The organism is Niveispirillum lacus, assembly GCF_002251795.1.
Taxonomy (GTDB): domain Bacteria; phylum Pseudomonadota; class Alphaproteobacteria; order Azospirillales; family Azospirillaceae; genus Niveispirillum; species Niveispirillum lacus.
The window spans coordinates 199,114-222,091 of sequence record NZ_NOXU01000032.1 but is presented as its reverse complement, the minus strand read 5'-3'; the positions used below and the strand labels follow the sequence as shown (position 1 = coordinate 222,091).

The 22,978-nt window shown below is 61.4% G+C and carries 2 protein-coding genes; both read right to left on the bottom strand.

Translation table 11 applies throughout. The annotated features are described in order from the left end of the window. Positions 1 to 118: 118 nt before the first annotated feature. Complete coding sequence (locus tag CHU95_RS20220; protein ID WP_133065598.1) at positions 119 to 19,837, bottom strand: cadherin domain-containing protein; 19,719 nt, start codon at positions 19,835 to 19,837, stop codon at positions 119 to 121. Positions 19,838 to 20,190: 353 nt separating this feature from the next. Further along, positions 20,191 to 22,911, bottom strand: coding sequence for a glycosyltransferase (locus tag CHU95_RS20215; RefSeq protein WP_094458159.1), 2,721 nt, complete (start codon positions 22,909 to 22,911; stop codon positions 20,191 to 20,193). Positions 22,912 to 22,978: the final 67 nt, after the last annotated feature.

The following is a 22,978-nucleotide window of genomic DNA, read 5'->3' as shown; positions in this document are numbered from 1 at the left end:
TATCCGGCATAACCCTGTGTCTGGGCCGCTGGTCATGGCCCCTGGTCAAAGGCACCGGACAAAAAAGGGGCCGATCGGCAGCTTGGCACCGGTCAGCCCCCTTTGTCAGCAGAATGGATCATCCCCCAAAGGTGATGTTACCTGTCCCCAACCGTGTATTGGAGACGATACCCAGCAGTTTGATCTCACTGGACGCAATGCTCTGTTCGCTGTTGGTTTTGGTCACAACAAAGACCCCTGTATCCTTATCATCGCTGGCCAACACCATCACATTCCCCCCCACTTGTGGATTGCGAAGGGCACCAATGGCGGTGCGGATGGCGATCAGGCTGTCATCGGTCAGGCTGTTGGCCGTTGTGGTCAGGCGAACCACCTCGTCCGTGGCCATGTTGATCTGGCCTGTTGCCCGGTCCGCTGCCTGAACCAAACCGTCGCCATTGCGATCCAACTGGCTCCGCAAACTACCGGCCAGGAGCAGACTGTCGATCGCGGTCTGGAAATTGGTGATGCGGTCAAAGCCAATGTTGGTCCCCGCTGCTGCTCCATCAGTGGACGTGCGATAGATAATCTGATCTGCCACCGCGTCGTTATGGAGTGTGACCTGATCGGCCCCGGCCCCCCCATCAAAGCGAAGGGGTTTACCGTCAGCCACCGTCACGATATCCGCCCCGCCGCCGCCGGTCAGGGTTTCGATACCGCTGACCCTGACAATGCTGCCCAGGCTACCGAGGGCAACCACATCCTTCGACGCACCACCGATGAGGGTTTCGATACCGCTGACCAGCATTGTGGCGCCGCTGTTGCCCAAGGTCACGATGTCGGTGCCCGAGCCGCCCAACAGCGTTTCCAGACCACGGACCAGAAGGCTGTTGCCACCATCGGCCAGCCTTACGCTGTCGATGCCGCTGCCGCCGACCAGAACGTCGATGCCTCTGGCCCAGAGTGAACCGCCCGCCGGGCTGGTAAAGACCAGATCAAGACCGGTACCACCGATCAGGCTATCAATACCTTCCACACTAATCGTCCCACCCGTGCCGGCCAGTGTGGCCCGGTCGATGCCGGTGCCGCCGATCAGGGTTTCCAGGGCCGTGACCGTGATGTCATTGCCGCCATTCCCCAAGGTAACGGTGTCGCGCCCAACAGAACCGACCAGGCTTTCGATCCCCTGCAACCACATGCTGCTGGCGGCACCCCCCAGATAGATCAGGTCGGTGGCCGGGGAACCGGTCAGGCTTTCCAGCAGTTCTACCGTCATGGTGAACCCGTTGGTACTCGAACTGGTCACCACATCGCGGGCAGCACTGCCGATCAGCGTTTCCAGTTGGGTTACCGCCATGGTGGTGCCGGCTGTCCGGGTGAAGGTGATCACGTCTTGGCCGCTATTGCCGATGATGGTGGCATAGCGGTCGACGGACAATGTTGCCCCCGATGCTGGCAGGCGCAGCACATCATCCACGGTGGTGATGGTCACGACCTTTTCACTGTCTGCCGTGCGGGCATCCAGGTCCGACGTCTGGACCCGCAACTGCGCCGTTGCGACCGTGTCAAACGAGGTGAACAGCAAGGTTGCCAAGGTGGCGTTGATATCCGCCACACTGCCGGTGATGCGGATGACATCGTCACTGACCTGCGTCAGGCTGGCGCTTCCGGTCAATGTTACTGCTACGACACCGCCGGTCGGAATCAGAGTGACCGACAGCACGGGGCTGTCCGCGTCCGCGATACTGACACCGGAGATCGCGGTCGCCGCCCCGCGCGGAAGGGTCAGCCGCTCCGGTGCGGTCGTCTGTGGCGGTTGCAGGACTTCAATGGTGATCAGATCACTGTCGTTGGGTGTGATTGCATCGCGGTCATCAGTTTCGATACGCAGCGTGGCCGCAGGCTGCCCAATCAGGCCGGTGAATTCGACGCTTGCCAATGTCTGCCGGATAGCGGCGGTTGAGCCGGCAAGGATCAGCGCACCATTGGTACCTTCCGTTACTGTCACATCCCCAAATCGGGTGACCGCGACAGTGCCGTTGGTGGGGGTCAGGGTGACGGTCAGGGTCGGGCTGTCGGTGTCTGTGACGCTGATGCCGATGATCTCTCCGGCCACACCGGCCACCACAACCGGTTTCACCGGCAAAATATTCTCCGGTGGGGCCGCGACCCGCAGAGCGATGGTGCGATCGTCACTCAACGGGACGGCGTTGTCACCGGCCACAACGCGCAGGGATCCGGCCGTGCCGCCACTGACGGGCGTGAAGTAAAGCCCGGCCAAAGTGGCATTCACATCCGCCAGCGTACCGGTCAGCGTTACGCTGCCGCTCCCCCGGCTCTGGCTGGCCGGACCGACCAGGGTGATGGCCCCGCCTGTTGCTGTCAGGGTGACGGTCACGCTGTTGCTGCGGGCGGCCTGTACAGCAATACCACCCAGCAGTGTGCTGCGGCCAGCCAGCACAGCGGCGCCATCGGTCGCAATGATGCGCGGGCTGGCCGGGTCGTCATTCAAGATAGTGCCGATGGCCTGCGCCACCTGGATATCCATACCGCCGGTGGCATTGGACAGGGACACGGTGAACCGTTCATCCGCCTCAACCAGGGTGCCGCCGCTGACATTGAGGGTGATGGTCTTGGTGGTTTCGCCTGCGGCGAAGCTGATGGTGCCCGCTGGCAAGGTGCTGCCGAAATCAGCCGCATCCAGGCCCGAATCACCACTGACGCGGTAATCGACACTGGCGGCGCGGAGGTCTGTGCCCGTGCGGGTGACCTGGAAGGTGAAAGCGGTCGCGCCGCTGTCGCCTTCTACTTTGGTGGCATCCAGGGCAGTGATCGACAGGCGAGTGGGGATGATCGTCCCCACAACTGCGCCCGTGACAGCGGCATCCAGTCCGGCACCTGTCAGATTGGCAAGGGCGGCGTCCAGACTGCCAGCAGCGACACCGTCCCGCAGGGCCACAAGGCTGCCGGTCTGGATCACGACCTGAACACGTGCCATGGCGGTAAGGGCCGCCAGCGGATCGGTAATGGCGGCAGCGGCATCAATTTTGGCATTGCCGGCCGCGATGATTGAGCCGGCAGCGGCGGACAGGTTGCCCACCCTGCCCGCATCGACACCGGACAGGCGTGCCGCTGCGCCCCGCAGGATGGTGGCCAACGTGGAGCTGTCGGCCAGGTTCAGGGTAGATCCGGCGGGCAGGACACGGATGGCATCGGCCAGCGCATCCAGTATAGCGAGACCCGCTTGTCCAGGGGGCAGGGTGGTCGTGGCCGCTCCATTCATCACGGCCGCGCCCTGCGCGATCAGGTTGGCAATCTTTACGGCCTCTGCTTGCGCATCCACCGCACGGGCCACCTGTGACGCCGTGGCACCGCTGGCCGTGGCCGCCTGCAACGGATCGACATTCAGCAGATCCAGACTGGCATCAATACCCAGGGCTGTTTTCAACTGCGCCGAGGCGGCCAGATTGGCTTGTACTGTGGCCTGCCTGCCGGCCAACCCGACTATGGCGCTGGTCAGCGGATTAATAATGGTGGCGCGGGCTGGTGCTTCATAGACGCCATCAAACCGCTGGCCCGTGGAAATGTCGGTGCCGCCAACCATGATATAGGCGCCGCTGCCCCCGGCGATCGTGTAATTGCCGGCAGCATCGGTGGTGGCGTTGGCTTCGCCTGCGTCGAACCGGCCATTACCATTGGCGTCAGCAAAGACCTGGGCACCGCTGATATAGCCGTCTACCGTTTTGCCGCGGACAAAATTGACCAGGAGGTTGGAAAAGGCACTGGCGGGAACAGTAAAATCGGCCAAGGTCGCGTTGCCAGCCGCGTCGCGGATGCCGTCGGCCCCGGTGATCCGGCCCGCAACGGAGATCCCGTCGCCGTCGACATCGTCCATTGCCACCGTGTACCGGAAGGTCAGCGCAGTGCCGCCTGATCCGCTAACATAAGTGGCCTGCCGAGCAACATTCCCGACCAGCAGGTCAAGGAACGGCGTACCACCGACCGTTACCACCTCGCTGAAGGTCAGCGTAATGTCGATCATATCGCCAGCGAAGCGGACGCCGCCCGCTGGTGCGTCAATGTTGGTGACCTGCGGCGGCAGACGGTCGCGCGTCCCATCAAGGATCGTGCCGCTCGCGCTGGAAGGATCATTGATGCGTGGGGCCAGGACCAGGCCCGACGATGTCAGACCATCCAGGGCAATTGTAAAGGTTTCATCCCCTTCCACCAGGGTATCGGCGCGCACCAGGATGGTGATGTCCTGGCTGGCCTGACCTGGGCGCAGGGTCACAGTGCCGAATGGCAGTGCGTCGTTCGCGAAGTCGAACCGGTCAATCCCATTGCCCGCATCAATGCGCCAGTTAACGCTGACAGTACCGTCAGTCGCGGGGGTCTGGCCCGCCGTGCGGCTGATGGTAAAGGTGTAGGGGACAAGCCCGTTTGTCGTGGGTTCCACCTGGACCGACGGGGTACCGTCCGTCACCGCGATGGAAATCAGTTGTTCCTCGGCGATGGTAATATCCACCGCGCTTGCTACATTCCTTTGCCCGTCACTGACCGAGTAGGTGACGCGGCCCGCCGATCCGGAGAAGCCGGGATCAACGCGGAAGGTCAAACCGGCCAGTTCCATCGCCGACAAAACGGCGCCGCCAGCAACGGCCCGGCCATCGGCATATTGCAGCACACCATTGCTGGGCAGCTCGCCAATGGTCACCGACAGCGGGTTGCCGTCCGGATCAACCGGCATGTCGATGGACAGACCGATGGGACCGGAGTTTTTGGCGATTGTCACCTGCTTGGGCGACTGGATCAGCGGGTCGTTATTCTCACCATCAATGGTGATGGTCACGCTTGCCGTGGAGATCAGACCCGCCTTGTCAGTGATGCTGTAGGTGAAGCTGTCCTGACCGGTGCCGCCAGTCGGCAGGAACTTGAAGGCGCCGTTAGGGTCGTAGATATAGGTACCGTCCGCATTGACCTGCAGCTTCGCACCCGATGCCAGTGTTAAGGTGCTGCCCACTGCCGCCGCACCATTGACGCCGATGATCGTACGCGTGTCGCCCCGATCAATGTCTGTATCATTATCCAGCAGGCCAGACCCGGACAGCACGCCCGTCTCAGCGACACGACCCGTGTCATTGACGGCGACGGGGGCCTGGTTAACGTCGGCCACGGAAAGGGTAAAGGTCTGTGCGGCTGTGGCGCCGGCCTTGTCGGTGGCGGTTACGGTCACGCTGACCGTGCCAGCATCCTGGAAGCCGGGCGTACCGGTGAACTGGCCCGTTGCGGCATCGAAACCCAGCCAGGCGGGCAGGGCGCCACCACCCGCCAGCGCGGCGGTCAACGTCCTTGTATCGCCAGTATCGACATCTGTGAAGGCGCTGCTGGGAAGGGTCAGGCTGAATGCCCGGCCTTCCGTCAAAGTCTGGTCGCCAATCGCGGTTCCGACCACCGGTGCATCATTGATTGGCGTGGCCACCAATCGGATGGTGCCGCCTACGGGGGCGTTACCGACCACATTGTCAGTGATCAGTAGGAAGATACTGGTCGGCTTGTCATTGTTGGCCACGGGCACAAAACCAGCCGCCGCCAGGGCGGCGTTAATCTGGGCCTGGGTGCCTGTCGCAGTCCAAACACCCGTTGCCGGGTTGTATGTGCCGCCGCCATCAATACGGCCAAGGCGCGGGTCGGCCAGGGTCAAGGTCGCCGTCAGGACGGCATTGGCCGGTGCCTGGGTCAGGCTGGCGCCGGCCAGGGAGACACTGCCGCCATCCTCCGTATAGATCAGATCCTGTGACAGGCCAGTGGCGGCGATCAGCGCCTGTCCCACGATGAAGGGGGTGCCGGACACGGATCCGCCAAGGCCATTGCCGGCAATGTCGATGATGCCTGTACCGTTTACTGTCAGGGCGACGGTACCGCCGCCGGTGATGCTCGTGGCAGTGACCTCCACCGTCCGGCCATCGACCAGATTGACGGCCCCGATTGCAGCAGTGGCCGTTCCCGTTGTAGCCACACCGAAGCCGGCAGCCGTGGCGCCGCCCACGGGTTCAGAGAAGGTGACCCGCCAGGTCAGGGTACCGGCCGTACTGGCCGGCGTGCCGACAAGTTCCACGCCGGTGACTGTGGGTGCGGTTGCATCCACAGTCACGCTGGTTGCGGTGCTGGCTTCACTGGTCAGCCCGGATTTGCCAACAGCCGTGGCGCTGAAGAGCAGGGTGCCGGCTGTGGTGGCTTCAACGGTGAAACTGTAGGCGCCATTGGCATCGGCCACGGTTGTCTGGCCGGTAGCGGTGCCACCGATCAAAAGGTTGACGGTGGCGCCAGCTTCGGCTGTGCCGGTCAGCAGCAGGCTCCCGGTGCGGGTGATCCCGTCATTCGCCGAAAGGCCAAGATCACTGCTCGCCACCAGGGCTGGGGCAGAGGGTGCCTTGGTCTGGGCCATGATGGACAGGGTGAAGCTCTGCTGGCTGAGCCCACCCCTGCCGTCACTGGCCTGGACCGTCACGGTCCGGTCACCGCTGATGCCGGTTGTCCAGGTCACACCTTCCTTGACGCTGACCAGACCGGATTTGCTGTCGATGGCGAGAAGACCGCCAGCATCGTCTATGAGGCTGTAGGTGAGGGGGGTGCTACCGGGGTCTGTGGCGACGGCCGTGATGCCCACCGCTGTGCCGGCCGTGGCCCCGACCCGTACCAGATTGGCCGCAATATCGGTGTCAACAGGCGTTGTAGGGGCAATGTTGGTGACGGCGATGGTGAAAGCCTGACTGCTGACACCGCCCCTGCCATCGCTGACCTGGGCGATAATCTCGTGGCTTGCTGCCGTTTCGAAGTCCAGCCTGCTGGCATCCTTGACCGTGATGGCGCCGGTGCGGGCATCAATGGCAAAGCGACCATCTGCATCGTTGGTCAGGCTGTAGGTCACGGCGGTGGCGCCGGGATCGGTGGCACGGACAGTCACCCCAGTGAGGCTGCCGGTCGCTGCTCCTTCGGCCACGCTGTTCGGGGCGCCGTCATTGTCCACCGGTGCGGTGGGGACAACGTTGGTGACGGCTATGGTGAAAGTCTGGTTACTGGTGCCGCCGCGGCTGTCGCTGGCCTGGACCGTCACGGTGTGGCTGGCCGCTGCCTCGTGATCCAGCAGGGTTGCGTCCTTCACCGTCACGACACCACTGGTGGCGTCGATGGCGAAACGACCGCCGGCATCGTTGGTCAGACTATAGGTAACGGCGGACTGACCGGGGTCGGCCGCACGGGCTGTGACACCCACCGCTGTGCCATTTGCTGCACCTTCGGCGACACTGTTATCGGCAGTGTCATTGTCGATTGGGGTGGCCGGTGGGGCATTGGTGACGGCGATGGTGAAAGACTGGAAGGCCACGCCCGTCCTGCCGTCACTGATCAAGGCGGTGATCGTGTGGCTGGTCGCGCTTTCAAAATCCAGCTTGCTGCCATCCTTCACCGAGACAACACCGGTCGCGGCATCAATCTGGAACCGGCCGCCGGCATCGTCGCTCAGGCTATAGACCAGGTTGGCGCTGCCCGGATCACTGGTGCTGACTGTGACGCCGGCCAGAGTGCCTGTTGCTGCCCCTTCCACCACACTGTTGGCACTGCTGTCGGTGTCGGTCGGTGTGGCTGGGGCCACGTTGGTGACATTGATGGTCAGCGTCTGCGAACCGGTCAGCCGACCGTCGGAGACCGTCACCGTGATATCGTGGCTGGTGGCAGTTTCAAAGTCGATCAGAGCGCCATTGGCGACGGTTACCAGACCGGTGTTGCGGTCGATGGCGAAGCGCCCGCCAGCGCTATCGGAAAGACTATAGGTGACGGTGCTGACGTCGAATGCGCTTGCATAGCCGACCGCTGTCCCCGATGTCGCGCCTTCCACAACCGAGGTGAACTGACCCGTGATGGTGGTGGGGGCCCGTGTATCGACGAAATGCAGCCCGTTGCCATTAAAGCTGGTCGATAGGATATTGCCGGCCAGGTCGCGGATGCCGCCGGTAACCACATCCAGACGCAGTTGTCCCTCGCCTTCAATCCGCTCCAGCGCTACGTAATACGTGTCACCACTGCCGGTGACCGAGGCCATGGTGTAGGTGACTGTGCGGCCATAGCCGGAAGCGTCGGTAATGACGAAATCCGCCAGATCAACCCCTGTGACCGCCTCGGAGAATTTCACCTCGAAACTCATCGAGGTGACGGTTGGTGTGTGGGTATTGAATGGCCTGGAGGAGGTGACCGTGGGCTTGACCGTATCGACGCTGATCAAGGTCCCGCCGGTGCTTTCACGCGTATAAAGATTGTCTAGGGTCAGGCCAGCGCGGCCCAGCAGCGTGATGGTGATCGCGCCATCGATGGTCAGCACGGCATTCGCGCCGCTATCGACAATCGTCATCTGGCTTTCGCTATAGACACTGCCAGAGACACGTAGCTGTTCGCTTTCCGCCAGGTCGGTCACCGTATCGCCGTTCCCGACATCGAACAGGTCGCTGCCGCTGCCACCGGTCAGGCTGTCATTACCGATCCCGCCGATCAGTGTGTCATTGCCGGCCCCGCCGGTCAGCGTGTCATTGTCGGCCCCACCATCCAGAACTGTGGTCAGCGTGCCGTCGGTGGTGAAGATGCCATTGTCCGCCGTGGCGACACTGATCATGTCGGCGGCGGTACTACCGACCACGGTTTCCAACAGCCATGCGGTGATGCTGCTGCCAGAGGACAAGGTGACCATGTCCAGGCCAGCGCCGCCGACGATGGTTTCCAGCAGCGATACAAGCATGCTGTTGCCACCCGAGCCCATGGCCTTCACGATATTGGTGCCCGCACTGCCAACCAGTGTTTCAAGCTGCGACACCATCATGGTGAAGCCCAGCGTGCCATTGGCGCGCAGGACATCCGTACCGGACCCGCCGAGCAGCGTCTCCAACCGGGTGATGGCCATGGTGGTGCCGGTGCTGTCCAGGCGGACCAGGTCCTCACCGCTGTTGCCGATCAGCGTCTCCAGCAGAGCCACCAGCATGGAGGAGCCAGTGGTGTTGGCGATGGTGACATTCTCGACGTAGCTGCTGCCGGTCAGGGTTTCCAGCAGTTCGACAGCGACCTGCGAGCCCGTCGTCTTGGTCAGGGTGACGACATCCTTGCCCACATCGCCAACGATGGTCTGGAACGCATCAACACTGACCGTCGCCCCTGCCGACGGCAGATAAAGGATGGTGGCGGGGACGAAGATCGTGACCGTGGTCAGTGCGCCGGCCAGCGACAGGGTTTCAGTGGGCGTATAGACCGTCTCCACCCCGGATACCAGGATGGTGGCGCCGGTATCGGTGAAGGTGACCACGTCAGTGCCGCTGTTGCCAATCAGCGTTTCCAGGCCGATGGCCGAAAGGGTGGTGCCGCCGCCGGCGCCGAGCCGCACCACATCAACCGTGCCGGCAGCACCGACAATGCTTTCAACATTGGTCAGAGTGGCAAGGGACTCCAGCATCGTTACGGTTACGGTCGTGTTGCCATCCAACTCTTGCCGGTCAACCGCGGTGCCTTTCAGGATGGCTACGTCATAACCGGCGCCACCGGTCAGCGTGTCGATCAGGGTCAGGGTCAGGGTGCTGCCCCCGGTGGCGGCGTTGGTCACCGTTACGACATCGCTGCCGGTGCTGCCGATCAGCCCTTCAATATCCGTGACAGCGATGGTGCTACCGGCGGTGCCGCCAAAGGTGACCAAGTCATAGCCGATGCTGCCCGTCAGGGATTCCAGGCTGGTGACGGTCATGGTGCCAGCGGCAGCCATGCGAAGATGGTCAATACCAGCACCGGCATTGATCGTATCGATCTGGGACACGCTCATTGTGTCGTTGCCGCTGCCCAGCGTCACCAGATCCGCGCCATTGTCACCGATCAGGGTTTCAATACCGGTGACCACAACGCTGCTCAGCAGAGTCGGTACGTCGTCGATGGTAACCAATGTGGATTGCAGCGCCACAATATCGGCGCCCGCACCACCCGTGATGGTCTCAATCCGGGACAAAAGGATATTGTTGCCGCCATCGCCCAGCGTCACGCTTTCAACGCCGCTATTGCCGATCAGCGTTTCGATCTGCGTGATCAGCATGCTGTTGCCGCTGCCGCTGATCAACCTGACGACATCGGTCCCGCTCCCGCCCAGCAAGGTTTCCACCCCCTGCATGGCGATGGTCTGGCCGGCAGTGCCGGTATCGGTGATGACATCGGTGCCGCTGCCGGCTGTCAGGGTCTCCAGCAGGGCCACGGCCATCGTCGCGCTGACCGCTGCCGTGGCGATATCGGTGCCAATGCCACCGGTCAGGGTTTCCAGCGCTTCGACGACCAGCGTGTTGCCGCCGGACCCCAGCGTAATGTTGTCCAAACCGGCACTGCCAGTGATGGTTTCAAAATCAACCAGGCGGGTGTTGTTGGTACCGGACAAGGTGACGGCATCGGTCCCGGCCCCGGCGACCAGTGCCTCCAGGCCAGACGCCGTGACCGTGTTGCCCTCACTGCTGGTCAATATCGCCGCGGCGCTGCTGTTATTCCCGATCAGTGTTTCGATGAGCGTAGCGGTCAGCGTGCTGCCGGCTAGACGCACAAGATCGGTGCCGCTGCCACCGATGATCGCCTCAAACCCGGTGAGGGAGACTGTGTTGCTGGTATTGACCATAACAGCGACATCCCGCGAGCCGCTGCCGGTCAGGGATTCCAGCAGCGTCACGGCCAACGTGCCGCCGCTGGTATCCATGTTGGTAATGACATCAAGTCCGCTGTTACCGGTCACGGTCTCGATGTGCGAAACGGCAAGGGTGCCGCCGGAGGCGGAGAGTCTGACCTGATCGGCATCCGCACCACCCACCAGTGTTTCCAGCGATGTCACCAGAACGGTCGCGCTGCTGGCCAGGGTGACGACATGCGTGCCGGTACCGCCGATGATTGTCTCAAACGACGACATCAGCATGGTGGCGCCCGACGTACCCAGAGAACTGACAACATCTGTTCCGCTGGTGCCGATCAGGGTTTCCACGCGTTCAACAACAGCCAAGGTGCTGGTGGCTGCCAGGGTAACAACATCGATCCCTTCGCCGGTGCTGATCAACCGTTCCATGGCGCTGACGGACAGTGTGTTGCCTCCACTGTCGAGCAATGCCGCATCGCCGCCTACACCCCCGATCAGCGTCTCCAAGAACCGCATGACAAACGTGCTGCCATTGGAGTGATAGCTGACTACATCCACGCCAGCGCCACCCGTCAGCGACTCCAAGCGGAAGACCTGTACCGTGTTGCCCGTGCTGGCCAAACTGGCGTTATCGATCCCGCTGCCCCCGGTAAGGGTCTCTACGGCGGACACAGTAATGGTATGGCCGCCGGTTGACAGGGTGACGACATCGTTACCGCTGCTGCCAGTCAATGTCTCGACAAACCGTATTGTTATGCTGCCGCCGCCATCACTCAAAGCAATGACATCGGTCCCGGTGCCGCCGACGAAGGTTTCAATCCTCTCGACCAGCATTGTATTGCTGTCGACACCAACAACGGTAACGACTTCTGTTCCTGTTCCGCCAATCAGGGTTTCAATTCCGCTGATCCCGACTGAGTTGCCGCTGTTGCTAAGGGCCAGAAGGACATCCGTTCCCAGGCCGCCAATAATGGTTTCCAGCAGGGACATGCCCAAGGTGTTGCCGGTCGACGTCAGGGTAACGGCATCCGTCCCTGAGGCACCCGTCAGCGTTTCAATGTCACCAACAAGGATGGTGTTGCCACCCGGTGCAAAGGTCACCTGATCCCTGCCGCTACCGCCAATCAGTGTCTCCAGCAAGGAGACCCGGACGGTGTTGCCCTGGTTACCCAAGGTGACGGTGTCCGCCACACCCGTGCCGCCCGTCAGCGTCTCCACCTGCGAGACAACCATCGTGGCACTGCTGCTGGCGATGCTGACAATGTCGTTGCCGCTGCTGCCCGCTAGGCTTTCAATCAGGGCGACCGCATAGGTGCCGCCCTGCGTAGCCGTCAGCACGTCCGTACCAACATTGCCGATCAGGCTTTCCACAGCACCAAAGGCCAAGCTGTTGCCCAGGCTGCTCAGCAGTGCCACGTCGACGCCCGTGGAACCGACCAGCGTTTCAACCAAGGAAACGGTGGTGGTGTTACCGCCGGACAAGAATGTCACGACGTCCTTACCAAAGCTGCCGGTCAATTGTTCCAATGCCCGGACCGTGACGCTATTGCCGGTATCGGTCAGGGTCACATCATCGGTGCCACTACCGCCGATCAGGCTTTCGACGCCCGAAACCGCCATGGTACCGCCCAGGCTGGCGAAATTGACAACATCCAGACTGCTGCTGGCGATCAGGGTTTCCAGCAGGGCCACTGCTACCGTGTTGCCGGTGCCGGCCAATGTGACCAGGTCGGTGCCGTTGTCACCGATGATGGTTTCTACGGAGAGAATGGAAAGGGTGGCACCCAGCGTGCCAGTGCCATTGACAACATCCGTCCCGGCTGACCCGGTCAGGGTTTCGATCAGCGCCAGCGACAAGGTGGTGGCTGCGGCCAGCGCCACAGTGTCGGTGCCCGCACCACCCGCCAACCGTTCGATCAGCGACACGGTGGTTGTGGTGCCGCTGCTGGTCAGAACAACATGATCGGTGCCGGTGCCGCCGATCAGGGTTTCCAAGGCGATGGCCCGCAGGGTGGTGTCGCGCCCATCCTGGAAGCGCACAGCATCTTGCCCAGTACCGCCGGTCAGAGTTTCCAACAAGGCAACGGTTATGGTGTTGCCACTATTACTGACCAGTGTGGCAATGTCAGTACCGCTGTCGCCGATCAGGGTATCAATGGCGTCGACCAGCAGCGTGATACCCGCCGTGCCAGTGCTGGTCACTGCCTCTATGCTGGCGCTGCCGGTCAAGGTTTCGATCAGCGCGACGGCGAAGGTGCTGCCACCTATTGCTACCGCCACAACGTCAGTACCTGCGGCACCCTGCAGCGTTTCGATATTTCTGATGCTGATCGTATGGCCGCCAGAGGTCAGGCTGACAATGTCACTACCGTTACCACCGGTCACGGTCTCTATCGACACAAGGGTTATCGTATTACCCAGGTTCGACAGGGTCACGATGTCGGTGCCGGCGCCGCCGCGCAGCGTCTCGACGCCGCCCATACTGACAGTATTGCCAGACGCAGCCAGTGTCAGATCGTCGATACCCGTGCCGCCGATCAGGGTTTCAACCTCTTCCACCAGCATGGTAGAGCCAGAGGTGCCGGTTGTGGTGACAAACTGGTCGCCCGTACCGCCAAGCAGGGTTTCGATAGCGCTGGACGCAAAGGTGCCGCCGCCACCATAGGTTACGACATCCTTGCCGGTCCCGCCGATCAGGCTTTCCACCAAGGAAGCGACAACGGTGTTGCCCGATGCTGCCAGCAGGACTGTATCGGTGGCACTCCCGCCGATGATCGTTTCCACCAGGGATATGTCGATCGTACCTGCGCTGGTGCCCATGGTGATATGATCAAGCCCGGCGCCGCCACCCAGGCTTTCAATCAGGGAGACCAGCATGGTGATGCCGGACGGACCCGTGGTCGACACAAGATCCGTGCCGCTGGAGCCGATCAGGGTTTCCACGGCTTCCACCGACATGGTCGACGGTGTGGTGAAGGTGACGACATCCGCGCCACCGCTGCCGATAACGGTTCGGTAGGTGGAGATATCGTTGCCGCTGGGCAGATTGATGATCTGGTTGTTGATAATGATGTAGCGACCGTTGGTGAGGTCGGTGCCGCTGACGGTGATGGTGCCGTTGGGCGTATGAACGGTCTCGATCCCCACGACCCAGATGGTCGCGGCGGGGTCGGTGAAGGTCACAGCATTGCCGCTACCGCTGCCGATCAGCGTTTCCAGGCTCGAAGCGGTGAGCGTGGTACCGGCGGTCAGAAGCACGTAATCGGAACCGGTGTTCCCGATCAGCGTTTCGATCAGCGAAACCGCACTGGTGTTGCCGCCCGTGCCTAGCAGGGCCGTGTCAGCGCCGGTGCCGCCAGTCAGGCTCTCCACCTGGCTGATCGACAGCGTATTGGCAGCGTTGCCGGCAACGGTCACCTGATCATGCCCGGCAGTACCGGTGAAAGCCTCGATCCCGATGACCGTCAGTGTCGTGCCGGCGGAATAGGCAAACAGTTCGTCCCGGCCACTGCCGCCAACAATCGTTTCGACGCCGGCCATCATCAATGTCTGACCGTCGTTGCCCAGGGTGAAATGGTCAGCACCATTACCGCCCTGCAACGTTTCCAGATGCGACACGGTCATGGTGACGCCGCCTGCGTCTGTCACCAACACCGCATCGGTCCCACTGCCGCCGATGATTGCTTCAATCGCAGAGACTGACAGCGTGCTGCTATGCGTGGTCAGGCTGATGATATCTGTGGCGGTGCCGCCGGTCAGGCTGCTGAACTCGCCCACCAACAAGGTGCTGCCGCCATTGTCCAACAAGGCTACGTCGCTGCCAAGACCGATATGGCCGATCAGGGTTTCAAGGCTGCTGACCGCCAGGGTAGAGCCAAAGGAACCCGTATTGACAATGACATTGGTGGTGGCGTTGCCGATGATGGTTTCCAGCAACTCCACCGCCATGGTGAACCCGGCTGTGCCAGCCGTGGCGACCACATCTGTACCCGCACCGCCGGTCACGGCCTCCAACGCCGCTACGGAAAGGCTGTTGCCATTGCTCGACAGCCGCAGCCGGTCCAGGCCCGTCCCACCGATAATCGTCTCTATATCGGAAACCAACAGGGTGGAGCCGTCAGTACCCGTATCGGTGATGACGTTTATGGCACCGTTACCGATCAGCGTTTCCAGCAGTTGCGTCGCCAGGGTGGACGCGTGGGTAAACGTGACAACGTCTGTACCGGCCTTGCCGATAATGGTCTGGTAACTGTCAACACTGACGGTATTGCCGCTGATGCTGGGTACCTGCAGGATGCTGTCGGCAGTAATCACGACCGTGGCGGTCGCGCCGGCCAGTGCCAGCGTGGCGTTATTGGTAAAGACGCTTTCCAGGCCGGTGACAAAGATTGTCGCAGCGCTATCGGTGAAGGTGACCGACTCCGTCCCGGCGCCACCGATGAGGCTTTCCAGGCCGATGGCGCTGACGGTGCTACCGCCGCTGCCGAACTGCACCACATCCGGACCGGTATTGCCGATGATGGTTTCCAGCAGGCGTGTGGTCAGTGTGTTCCCGCCCGATGACAGCAACGCAATATCAGACCCGTCACCACCGGTCAGGCTTTCCACCAGGGTGACAGCGATGGTGGCGGTGCTGCCGCTGGTGCTGCCGATCAGCACGGCGTCATTACCGCTATTGCCGGTGATGCTTTCCACCTGTGTGACGGTCAGGGTGCTGCCACCCGTGCTCGCCAGGGTAACGTTGTCGGTACCGCTGTTGCCGGTCAGGCTTTCTACAGCGGTAATGCTGATGCTGCCGCCACCAGTGCCGGCCAGGGTGACATGGTCTGTGCCCGTGCCACCGGTCAGGGTTTCCACCAACGCGACCATCATGGTGCTGCCGTTGGTGCCCGTGACCGATGCGATGTCTGTGCCGGTGCTGCCGGTCAGGCTTTCAATCAGCGAGACGGCCAGCGTACCGCCGCCCGCAGCCATGATCACCTGATCAACCGTGGCATCCGCTGCACCCAGGACACGTTCCACACCCTGGACTGTCAACACATTGCCATTGGTGCGGGCAGCCAGTAGGACCGTGTCGACACCGCTGTTGCCAACAATGCTTTCCACAAGGGAAACAAGCAATGTGTTGCTGCCCGGCCCCGTCACAAGGGTGTCGTTGCCGCTGCCCCCCTGCACACTTTCGACCAGGGAAACGGCGAGGGTGTTGGCGGCAGTCATGCCAATGCTGACCAGATCGCCCCCGTCGCTGCCGCTGACACTCTCAACACCGGCGACAAAGAGAGTACCGCCTAGGCTGCCCCCCATGACGGCCTGGTCAATACCACTACCCCCGATGATGCTTTCGACCAACGTCACGGCAAGCGTGGAGCCGCTGTTGCCGGCTGTCACAATGTCTGCGCCGTTGTTACCGATCAGGCTTTCGATCAGCGAGACCCGGACGGTGCTTCCAGCGGCGTCACCCAAGTTGACGACATCGCTGCCGCTGCCGCCGACAAGCGTTTCAATCAAGCTGGCATTGACGGTGTTACCGTCGGCCCGCAGCACAACGGCATCGTTCCCGGCGCCACCGACCAGGCTTTCGATCTGCGACACCGACATGGTGCTGCTGCTGCTGCTCATCAATGCGGTGTCCGCACCGCTGCCACCGATCAAAGTATCCATAAAGGAAACAGAGACGGTGTTGCCGCCCGATACCAGCAGGGCAACCTCAGTGAAGGAGGAGTTGCCCACCAGGCTTTCAATCATGGAGACGGTTGTGGTCGACCCAAAGCTGTCGAAGATTGCCGTTTCCGTGGCATTGCTGCCCACCAATGTCTCGATCTGAGACACTGTGAAGGTGCCTGCCGTTGTGCCGGCCAGGGTAACCCTGTCAGTTCCGCTGCCACCGATGATGGACTCAACATTGGTGGCCGTGACGGTGTTCCCGCCGCTGTGATACAGGTTGGCGAGGTCTGATCCGCCACCGCCAACCAGACTTTCCACCCCTTGCACACTGACCGTGCCGCTGGTGGTGGTAAAACTGACCAGATCGATCGCGGCGCTGCCGATCAGGCTGTCAACAGCGGTCACCATCATGGTGCCGCCCCCGCTGGCGAAAGTCAGAATTTCACGGTTTGAGGTGCCGATAAATGTCTCGACCCCCGAAATCAACACGCTCAGGCCACTGAAGCTTGTGCTGCCGACAACATCGGCCGAACCGGCGCTGCCAATCAGTGTCTCGATGGTCGCCACAACCAGCGTGTTGCCGTTCGTGTTATTCAGAAGAACAATATCGGTTCCACCAATGGCGCCTGCGATCGATTCCAGCAATGAGACCGCGATAGTCGTTCGGTCAGTACCCAAAAGTTGAAGCAGATCCAGGCCGGAGCCACCGATCAGGGTATCGATCTGTTGCGCTGCCAGCGAATTCCCATTGCTGCCCATGCTGACAACGTCGGTGCCGCCGCCGCCGATGAGTGAGTCCAGCGCCGAGACATTGACGGTGTTGCCATTGCTTGACAGCGCAATCGCTTCTTGGCCGGCGGAGCCGATCAGGCTTTCGATACCGGTCACCAGAACATTGCTGTTGTTCCCGGTGAAACTGATGACATCCACCCCGGCGCCCGACCCGATCAATGTCTCCACTGTGGAAACATTCATCGTGCTGCCACCGCTGTCGATCGTCACAATGTCGGTCACGCTGTTACCGACCAGGGTCTCCAGCGCCGAGACAAGTAACGTTGAACCGCTGATCAGCGTCACACTGTCGGCGCCGACACTGCCGATGATTGTTTCCAACGCACTGACCAGCATGGTCGCGGCTGACGTAGCCGTGCTGCCGGTCGCCGTGATCACGTTGATGCCGGCACTACCGGTGATGGTATCAATGGCCGTGACGGCCATGGTGAAACCGGTTGTCCCGCCGCCGGTAACCGCATCCTGACCATCGCTGCCGATCAGGCTTTCGATGCCCTGTACGGCCACAGTGCCAGCGTTGGTGCCAAACAGAATGGCATCGACACCCGTGCCGCCCGCGAGGCTTTCCAGTTGGCTGACCTGCATGGTGATGCCATGCGTACCAATAATGTTCACCTGCTCAACGGCGCTGCTGCCGACCAGGCTCTCCAGCAACTGCACGGCCAGCGTGGAGCCCTGCGTTTGTGTGACCGTGACGATGTCGGTGCCGCTATTGCCGATGACAGTTTCAAACGGCAGGACAACATCGCTGCTGCCGCCGGTGGCCGGCATGGTCAGAATGTTGGTGACACCGCCAATGACAATGGTCTGGCTGGCACCGGCCAGGGCCAGGGTTTGTGAGGCGGTGATGACGGTATTAACCCCAGACACAAGGATGGTGGCCTGGGTGTCGGTGAAGGTAACGGCGTTGGTGCCACCGCTGCCGATCAAGGTTTCGACCGCCGTTACCTGGATGGTGCTGCCAGTGTTGGCAAGGGTGACGACATCCTTACCGCTGCTGCCGATCAGGGTAGACAGCATATCGGCTGTTACTGTCTGACCGCTGCCCGCCAGTTGCACGGCGCCGGCGCCGTTGCCGACCAGGGTTTCAATCTGCGATACGAGTATGGTGACGCCTGACGTCCCGTCCGCGCCGACCCGCACCGTATCAACTGCACTGCTGCCGATCAGTGTCTCCACGGCGCGTACCTCCAGCCCGGAGGCGGCGGTACGCAAGGTCACGATGTCGGTCTGGCTGGAGCCGATCAGCGTACCGAGCATGTCCACGCTGATGGTTGATGCGCTGGACAGCCGGATGATGTTGGCCGTGTTTCCGCCTGTCAGGGTCTCGATATCAACAACCCAGCCGTCCGTGCTGGTGCCGGCGATGAACTGAACGGTGTCGGCGCCACTGGTGCCGGTCAGTGTTTCAATGGCGGCCGCCGTCAGGGTGCCGGCATTGGTGAAGGTGATGGCGTCGGTACCTGAACTGCCGATCAGGGTTTCGATATCCTGGATCAGCATGCTGTTGGTGAAGCTGCCGACCTTCGTCATCGTGACGATGTCGGCCCCGGTTGTACCCAGCAGCGTTTCCAGCAGGGCCACATTGGTCGTGCTGCCGCCGGTTTGCCGGATGCGGGCGAAATCACTTGTACTGGTGGAAGAGCCGATCAGCGTCTCGATCTGGCTGATGCTCATCGTGGTGCCGGACGTGGAGCCAGGGGCACCCATCACGACCACGTCGACTTGCGCCGTGCCGATCAGCGTTTCGACCAGCGAGATCAGCATTGTGCCCATGCTGGTCGCGGTAACCAGCGCGGTGGATCCGACGATCGGGGTTGTCCGCCGCTCGTCAAGGGTAACGACGTCCTGCCCCCCGCTGGAGCCGGTCAGCGTATCGATATCGGCAATGGTGATGGTGGTGTTAACATCCGTGAGAGTCAGCCCATCGCGGCCGGCCGACCCGCCGGCGAAGTATTCAATGCCCGACACGCTCAGTGTCATGCCGCCGGTGCGGGTTTGGATCGTGTTAAACTGGTAGGCGTTGGTGACGATGTCGTAACCGGAGCCGCCAAACAGCGTGTCAGCGAATGAAACGCCCACCGTGTTGCCGCCATTGCCCAGCGTCAACACGTCGGTCCTTGAGCCATTACCCATCACATACTCGAAACCAATGACCAGCATGGTGTTGCCATTGGCGGAGGCTACGCTGGCAACAAGGTCATTGGCGCCATTGCCGATGATGGTTTCAAACAGGCCGACGGTCGTCGTCGTGCCGACCGTGTTGGTGGAGACCATGACATCTTTGCCACTGTCGCCCAACATCGATTCAATAAAGCTGATGGAAACGGTGTTGCCACCGGTACCGGACAAAGTGATGAAGTCGGTTCCGGTGGCGGCGCCAATAAATGTCTCGATATTGCTGACCAATATCGAGTTACCAGTAGACAGAAATGTCAGCGTGTCTCTACCGGTATTGCCTACTAGCGTATCGATAAAGGTGATGCCAAGGGTGTTCCCGCCAGTAGAGCCTAGATTTACTAATTTCCTGGATGTCGATGCCGTGACTTTAGGTGAATAAATATGATCAATATTGGTGACGGTGAGGGTTTGTCCGTTGGTGTTAAGCACCAGGCCCTGGGAACCACCGACACCCCGGACGAAGGAATAAACCGTACCGGTGGACAGGGTGACGTCTGCACCACCCGAAAGGGTCAAGGTACCACCAGCAGCCATGTCTATTCCCCAATTCAGTTCCGGCCCAGGCTTCGCCCGTCCGAAAGAAATAAGCTTCACCGCCCGAGTGGGGTCGGAGCACTCTCATCACACACTATTGTAGTACCCTATGAAGATGGCGCGGCAAAATGAAAAACCATTGGTATTGCTTGTTTTGAAAAGATCTTAAGTATGTTAGGCGACGAGGAGCCGATTGGGAATCATTCTCCCCAAACACCATTAAGATGGCATTTACATTAGGGGCCGCGATATAAGGCTGCGTCTTAATCGCAATAGGGGGTATTATTAGTAAATAATTTTATAAGATAATTGCTTTCTGATTAATATATTCAAACTTTCTCAGACTTTTTTTCTTACCCTAGAAGCACAGGTGACGACCAAGGGCTATAGGGGCAAAGGCTGGTCGAGGCTCGGTCTGGGCGATAGAAAGCCTGTGCCCGACGGTTAAGCAGGCCGGCTGTAAATGAAAAAGTACTGTTGGAGATGGCGACGATGTCGGCCACGCACAGCACCTGGAAATCATCAAGGAAATCAGCCCCCGGCACCGGCGGCAGCCCAAGATCAGCAGCGCAAACCGGCTGGAACGCCGCAAACGGGGCCATGCTGGTCGGATCATCGGTGGCGATGTAGAGGGTTGGGCGGTTCAAACCCGGCCAGATTGAGGTTAGCCATTCCAGGTACCAGGATTCCGGTGCGATCCAGAAGGGACCCCAGCCAAAATCGCCGCGCCGCAGGTGCAGGGCAATGACCGTGCCGCCCGGCCGGCATAACCGGTCTGCAACCTGTTCCGCCCGCTCCTGCCAGAAGCGACTGCCGGTAAACAAACGGCGAAAACCCTCAGCGTAGGGGGCAAGGGGTGTCATGTCCCCACAGAAATAGCCATCAATATCATGACCGGCAGCATCGGGTGTTGATCCAGGGGCAAGACCAGCGGACAGGCCGGCATCCTGTTCCGACAGGCGCGGCAGTGACGGTCCGGGTAACGGATCGTCCAGATCGAAGAGATGTCGGCCTATCCAGGCCGGTGTTTCAAGGGTCAGGCCATGGCGTTCCGCATAAAGCCGCGCGACACCATATTGCAGCAACTGATTGCCAAAACGCCCATTGCAGCCCAGGCGGGTAACAGCCAGCCGGTGGCTCTCCTTTTTGGCATTGGGTCGCGCGACCGGCGCAGGGCCCCACTGTTCCGTCAACAGAAGCAGGGCACGGCGGGTGAAGGCCTCGCCATAGCCTGGGTTGCAGGCAATGGCCCGTTCCCAGGCCCCCAATGCCTCAGCCCTACGGCCAGCCGCTTCCAAGGCCATGGCGCGGGCGGCATGGGCATCATAGAGTCTGGGGGAAAGGGTCGCGGCACGGTTCGATGCTGACAGGGCCGCCGGCACATTCCCGCCATCCAGCAGCAATCCCGACCATTCAGCCTGATATTCGGCCCGGGCAGGGTCCAATATCATGGCACGCCGGAGGTTTGCGGTTGCTTCGGCCCGTTGGCCAAGACGGCGTTGGGCGCGACCCAGCAGGAACGGGACATTGGGGTTCCCTGGCGCCCTGTCCATGGCCTGGCGCAGATGCGGCACGGCATCCGCTGCCTCTCCATCCTCCAGCATCAGCAGGCCCAGATTGGTCTGTGCCGCTGCCAGGTCCGGGCGCAGGCCAGCAGCGCGGGCGAACGCTGATTTCGCCTCCGCGCGTCGTGATAATCGATGCGCGGCCATCGCCAGTTCAAACCAGGCCAGGGGCTGAGATGGGGCGATATCGACGGCCCGGCGCAGCAGCCTGTGGGCCTCCGCATGGTCACCAGCTTGGGTCCGTTCGTTGGCCAAGGCCAGCAGGGGATTGACGGTGTTGTGCCGTACCTGCGCCATCATCTCTGGCCCGGTGGACAGAGCATGGAGACGGCTTCGGATCAGGATTTCGATGGCCATGAAGCGCCCATCGACATGCGCCCCTTCTCCTGGCTGCCGGCCGCTGACCATCTCCGCCTGCAAACGGTCCAGGACATTGCCGGGACTCATTCGGTAGAAGACGGTCTTGATGCCGATCTTTACGCCTTTCAGGGTCTGTGTAATCGCACGCGAATAGGCGACATCGTCGGCGGTGGCCGGCCAGAAGGGCGTTTCTTCTGGGAAACCGCCGGTGCGTTCATGGGCCTCCCGCCGGATGCACAGGTTGCACGGATAGGTGCGCACCGAGGCTTCCCGCCAGACCGTGGACACTTGGCTGTCGATCTGGTCGAACACCATGTCCGTACGCACATAATCCCAATGCGGATTGGCATCCAGGGCGCTGGCCGTTAAATGAAAATGCCGTTCCAGATAGCGGTCGTCAGCATCGAGAAACCAGAGATAGGGGCCTAAAGCGGCCGCCACCCCAGCATTACGGGCGCGACCAGCCCCACAGTTCCGGTTGTTCACGATCAGCGCCAACCCCTGGTCGGGATGTGCCCGCCCCCAGGCCCTGACCACATCTACCGTGTCGTCGGGAGAGCAATCATCAACCACAACAATATGAACCTGGGCATCTTCGCGACCCGAAGCGGTGCGGTAATGGGCCAGGGTGGCCCGGATGCTGTCCAGACTTTCGACAATGGTGCCAGCCGCCTTATAAGCGGGGATTACAACGGTGCCGATCACACCATAATGGCGGCGATGGGTTTCCAGGGCGGCCAGGGCGATGGCGATGCCGCTGTCGGATGGCGCCGTGACGCCGGCTTTCGGCAGCATGGCAATGGCATCGCCCTCCCGTCCCAGGATCAGCCAGACGATGGTCAGCAGCCGCGCAAGATGGCCTGATGGCGGAATGAATGCCGCCAGCCACTCCAGATGGACCGCCGCCTCCTCAAAACGGCCGGGGTCCAGCAGCCCGGAAATCTGGTTCAGGGCCACATGAAGGGTGGTTTCCACCTGATGGTCGAACACCCGTTTGTCCTGATGCAGGGCGTAGGCGCGCCGTAAGAGGCGCATGGCATGCAGGCCGTCGCCTTCATCACGCAGATGGGTCGCCAGATGCTGCAAGGCCAACAGATGGGCCGGATCGTCCGCCAGCAGGCGGCGGCATTCCGCCGGGTTCATTCGCATCAACCAGTCCCTAGCCTGTATCCTCACGCATCCAATAGCAGTCAGATTATGCTAACAGCAAAGATGC

Coding starts and splice junctions, on each gene's coding strand:
- CHU95_RS20220 (WP_133065598.1), bottom strand. CDS start 19,837: ATGGCTGCTGGTGGTACCTTGACCCTTTCGGGTGGTGCAGACGTCACC.
- CHU95_RS20215 (WP_094458159.1), bottom strand. CDS start 22,911: ATGCGAATGAACCCGGCGGAATGCCGCCGCCTGCTGGCGGACGATCCG.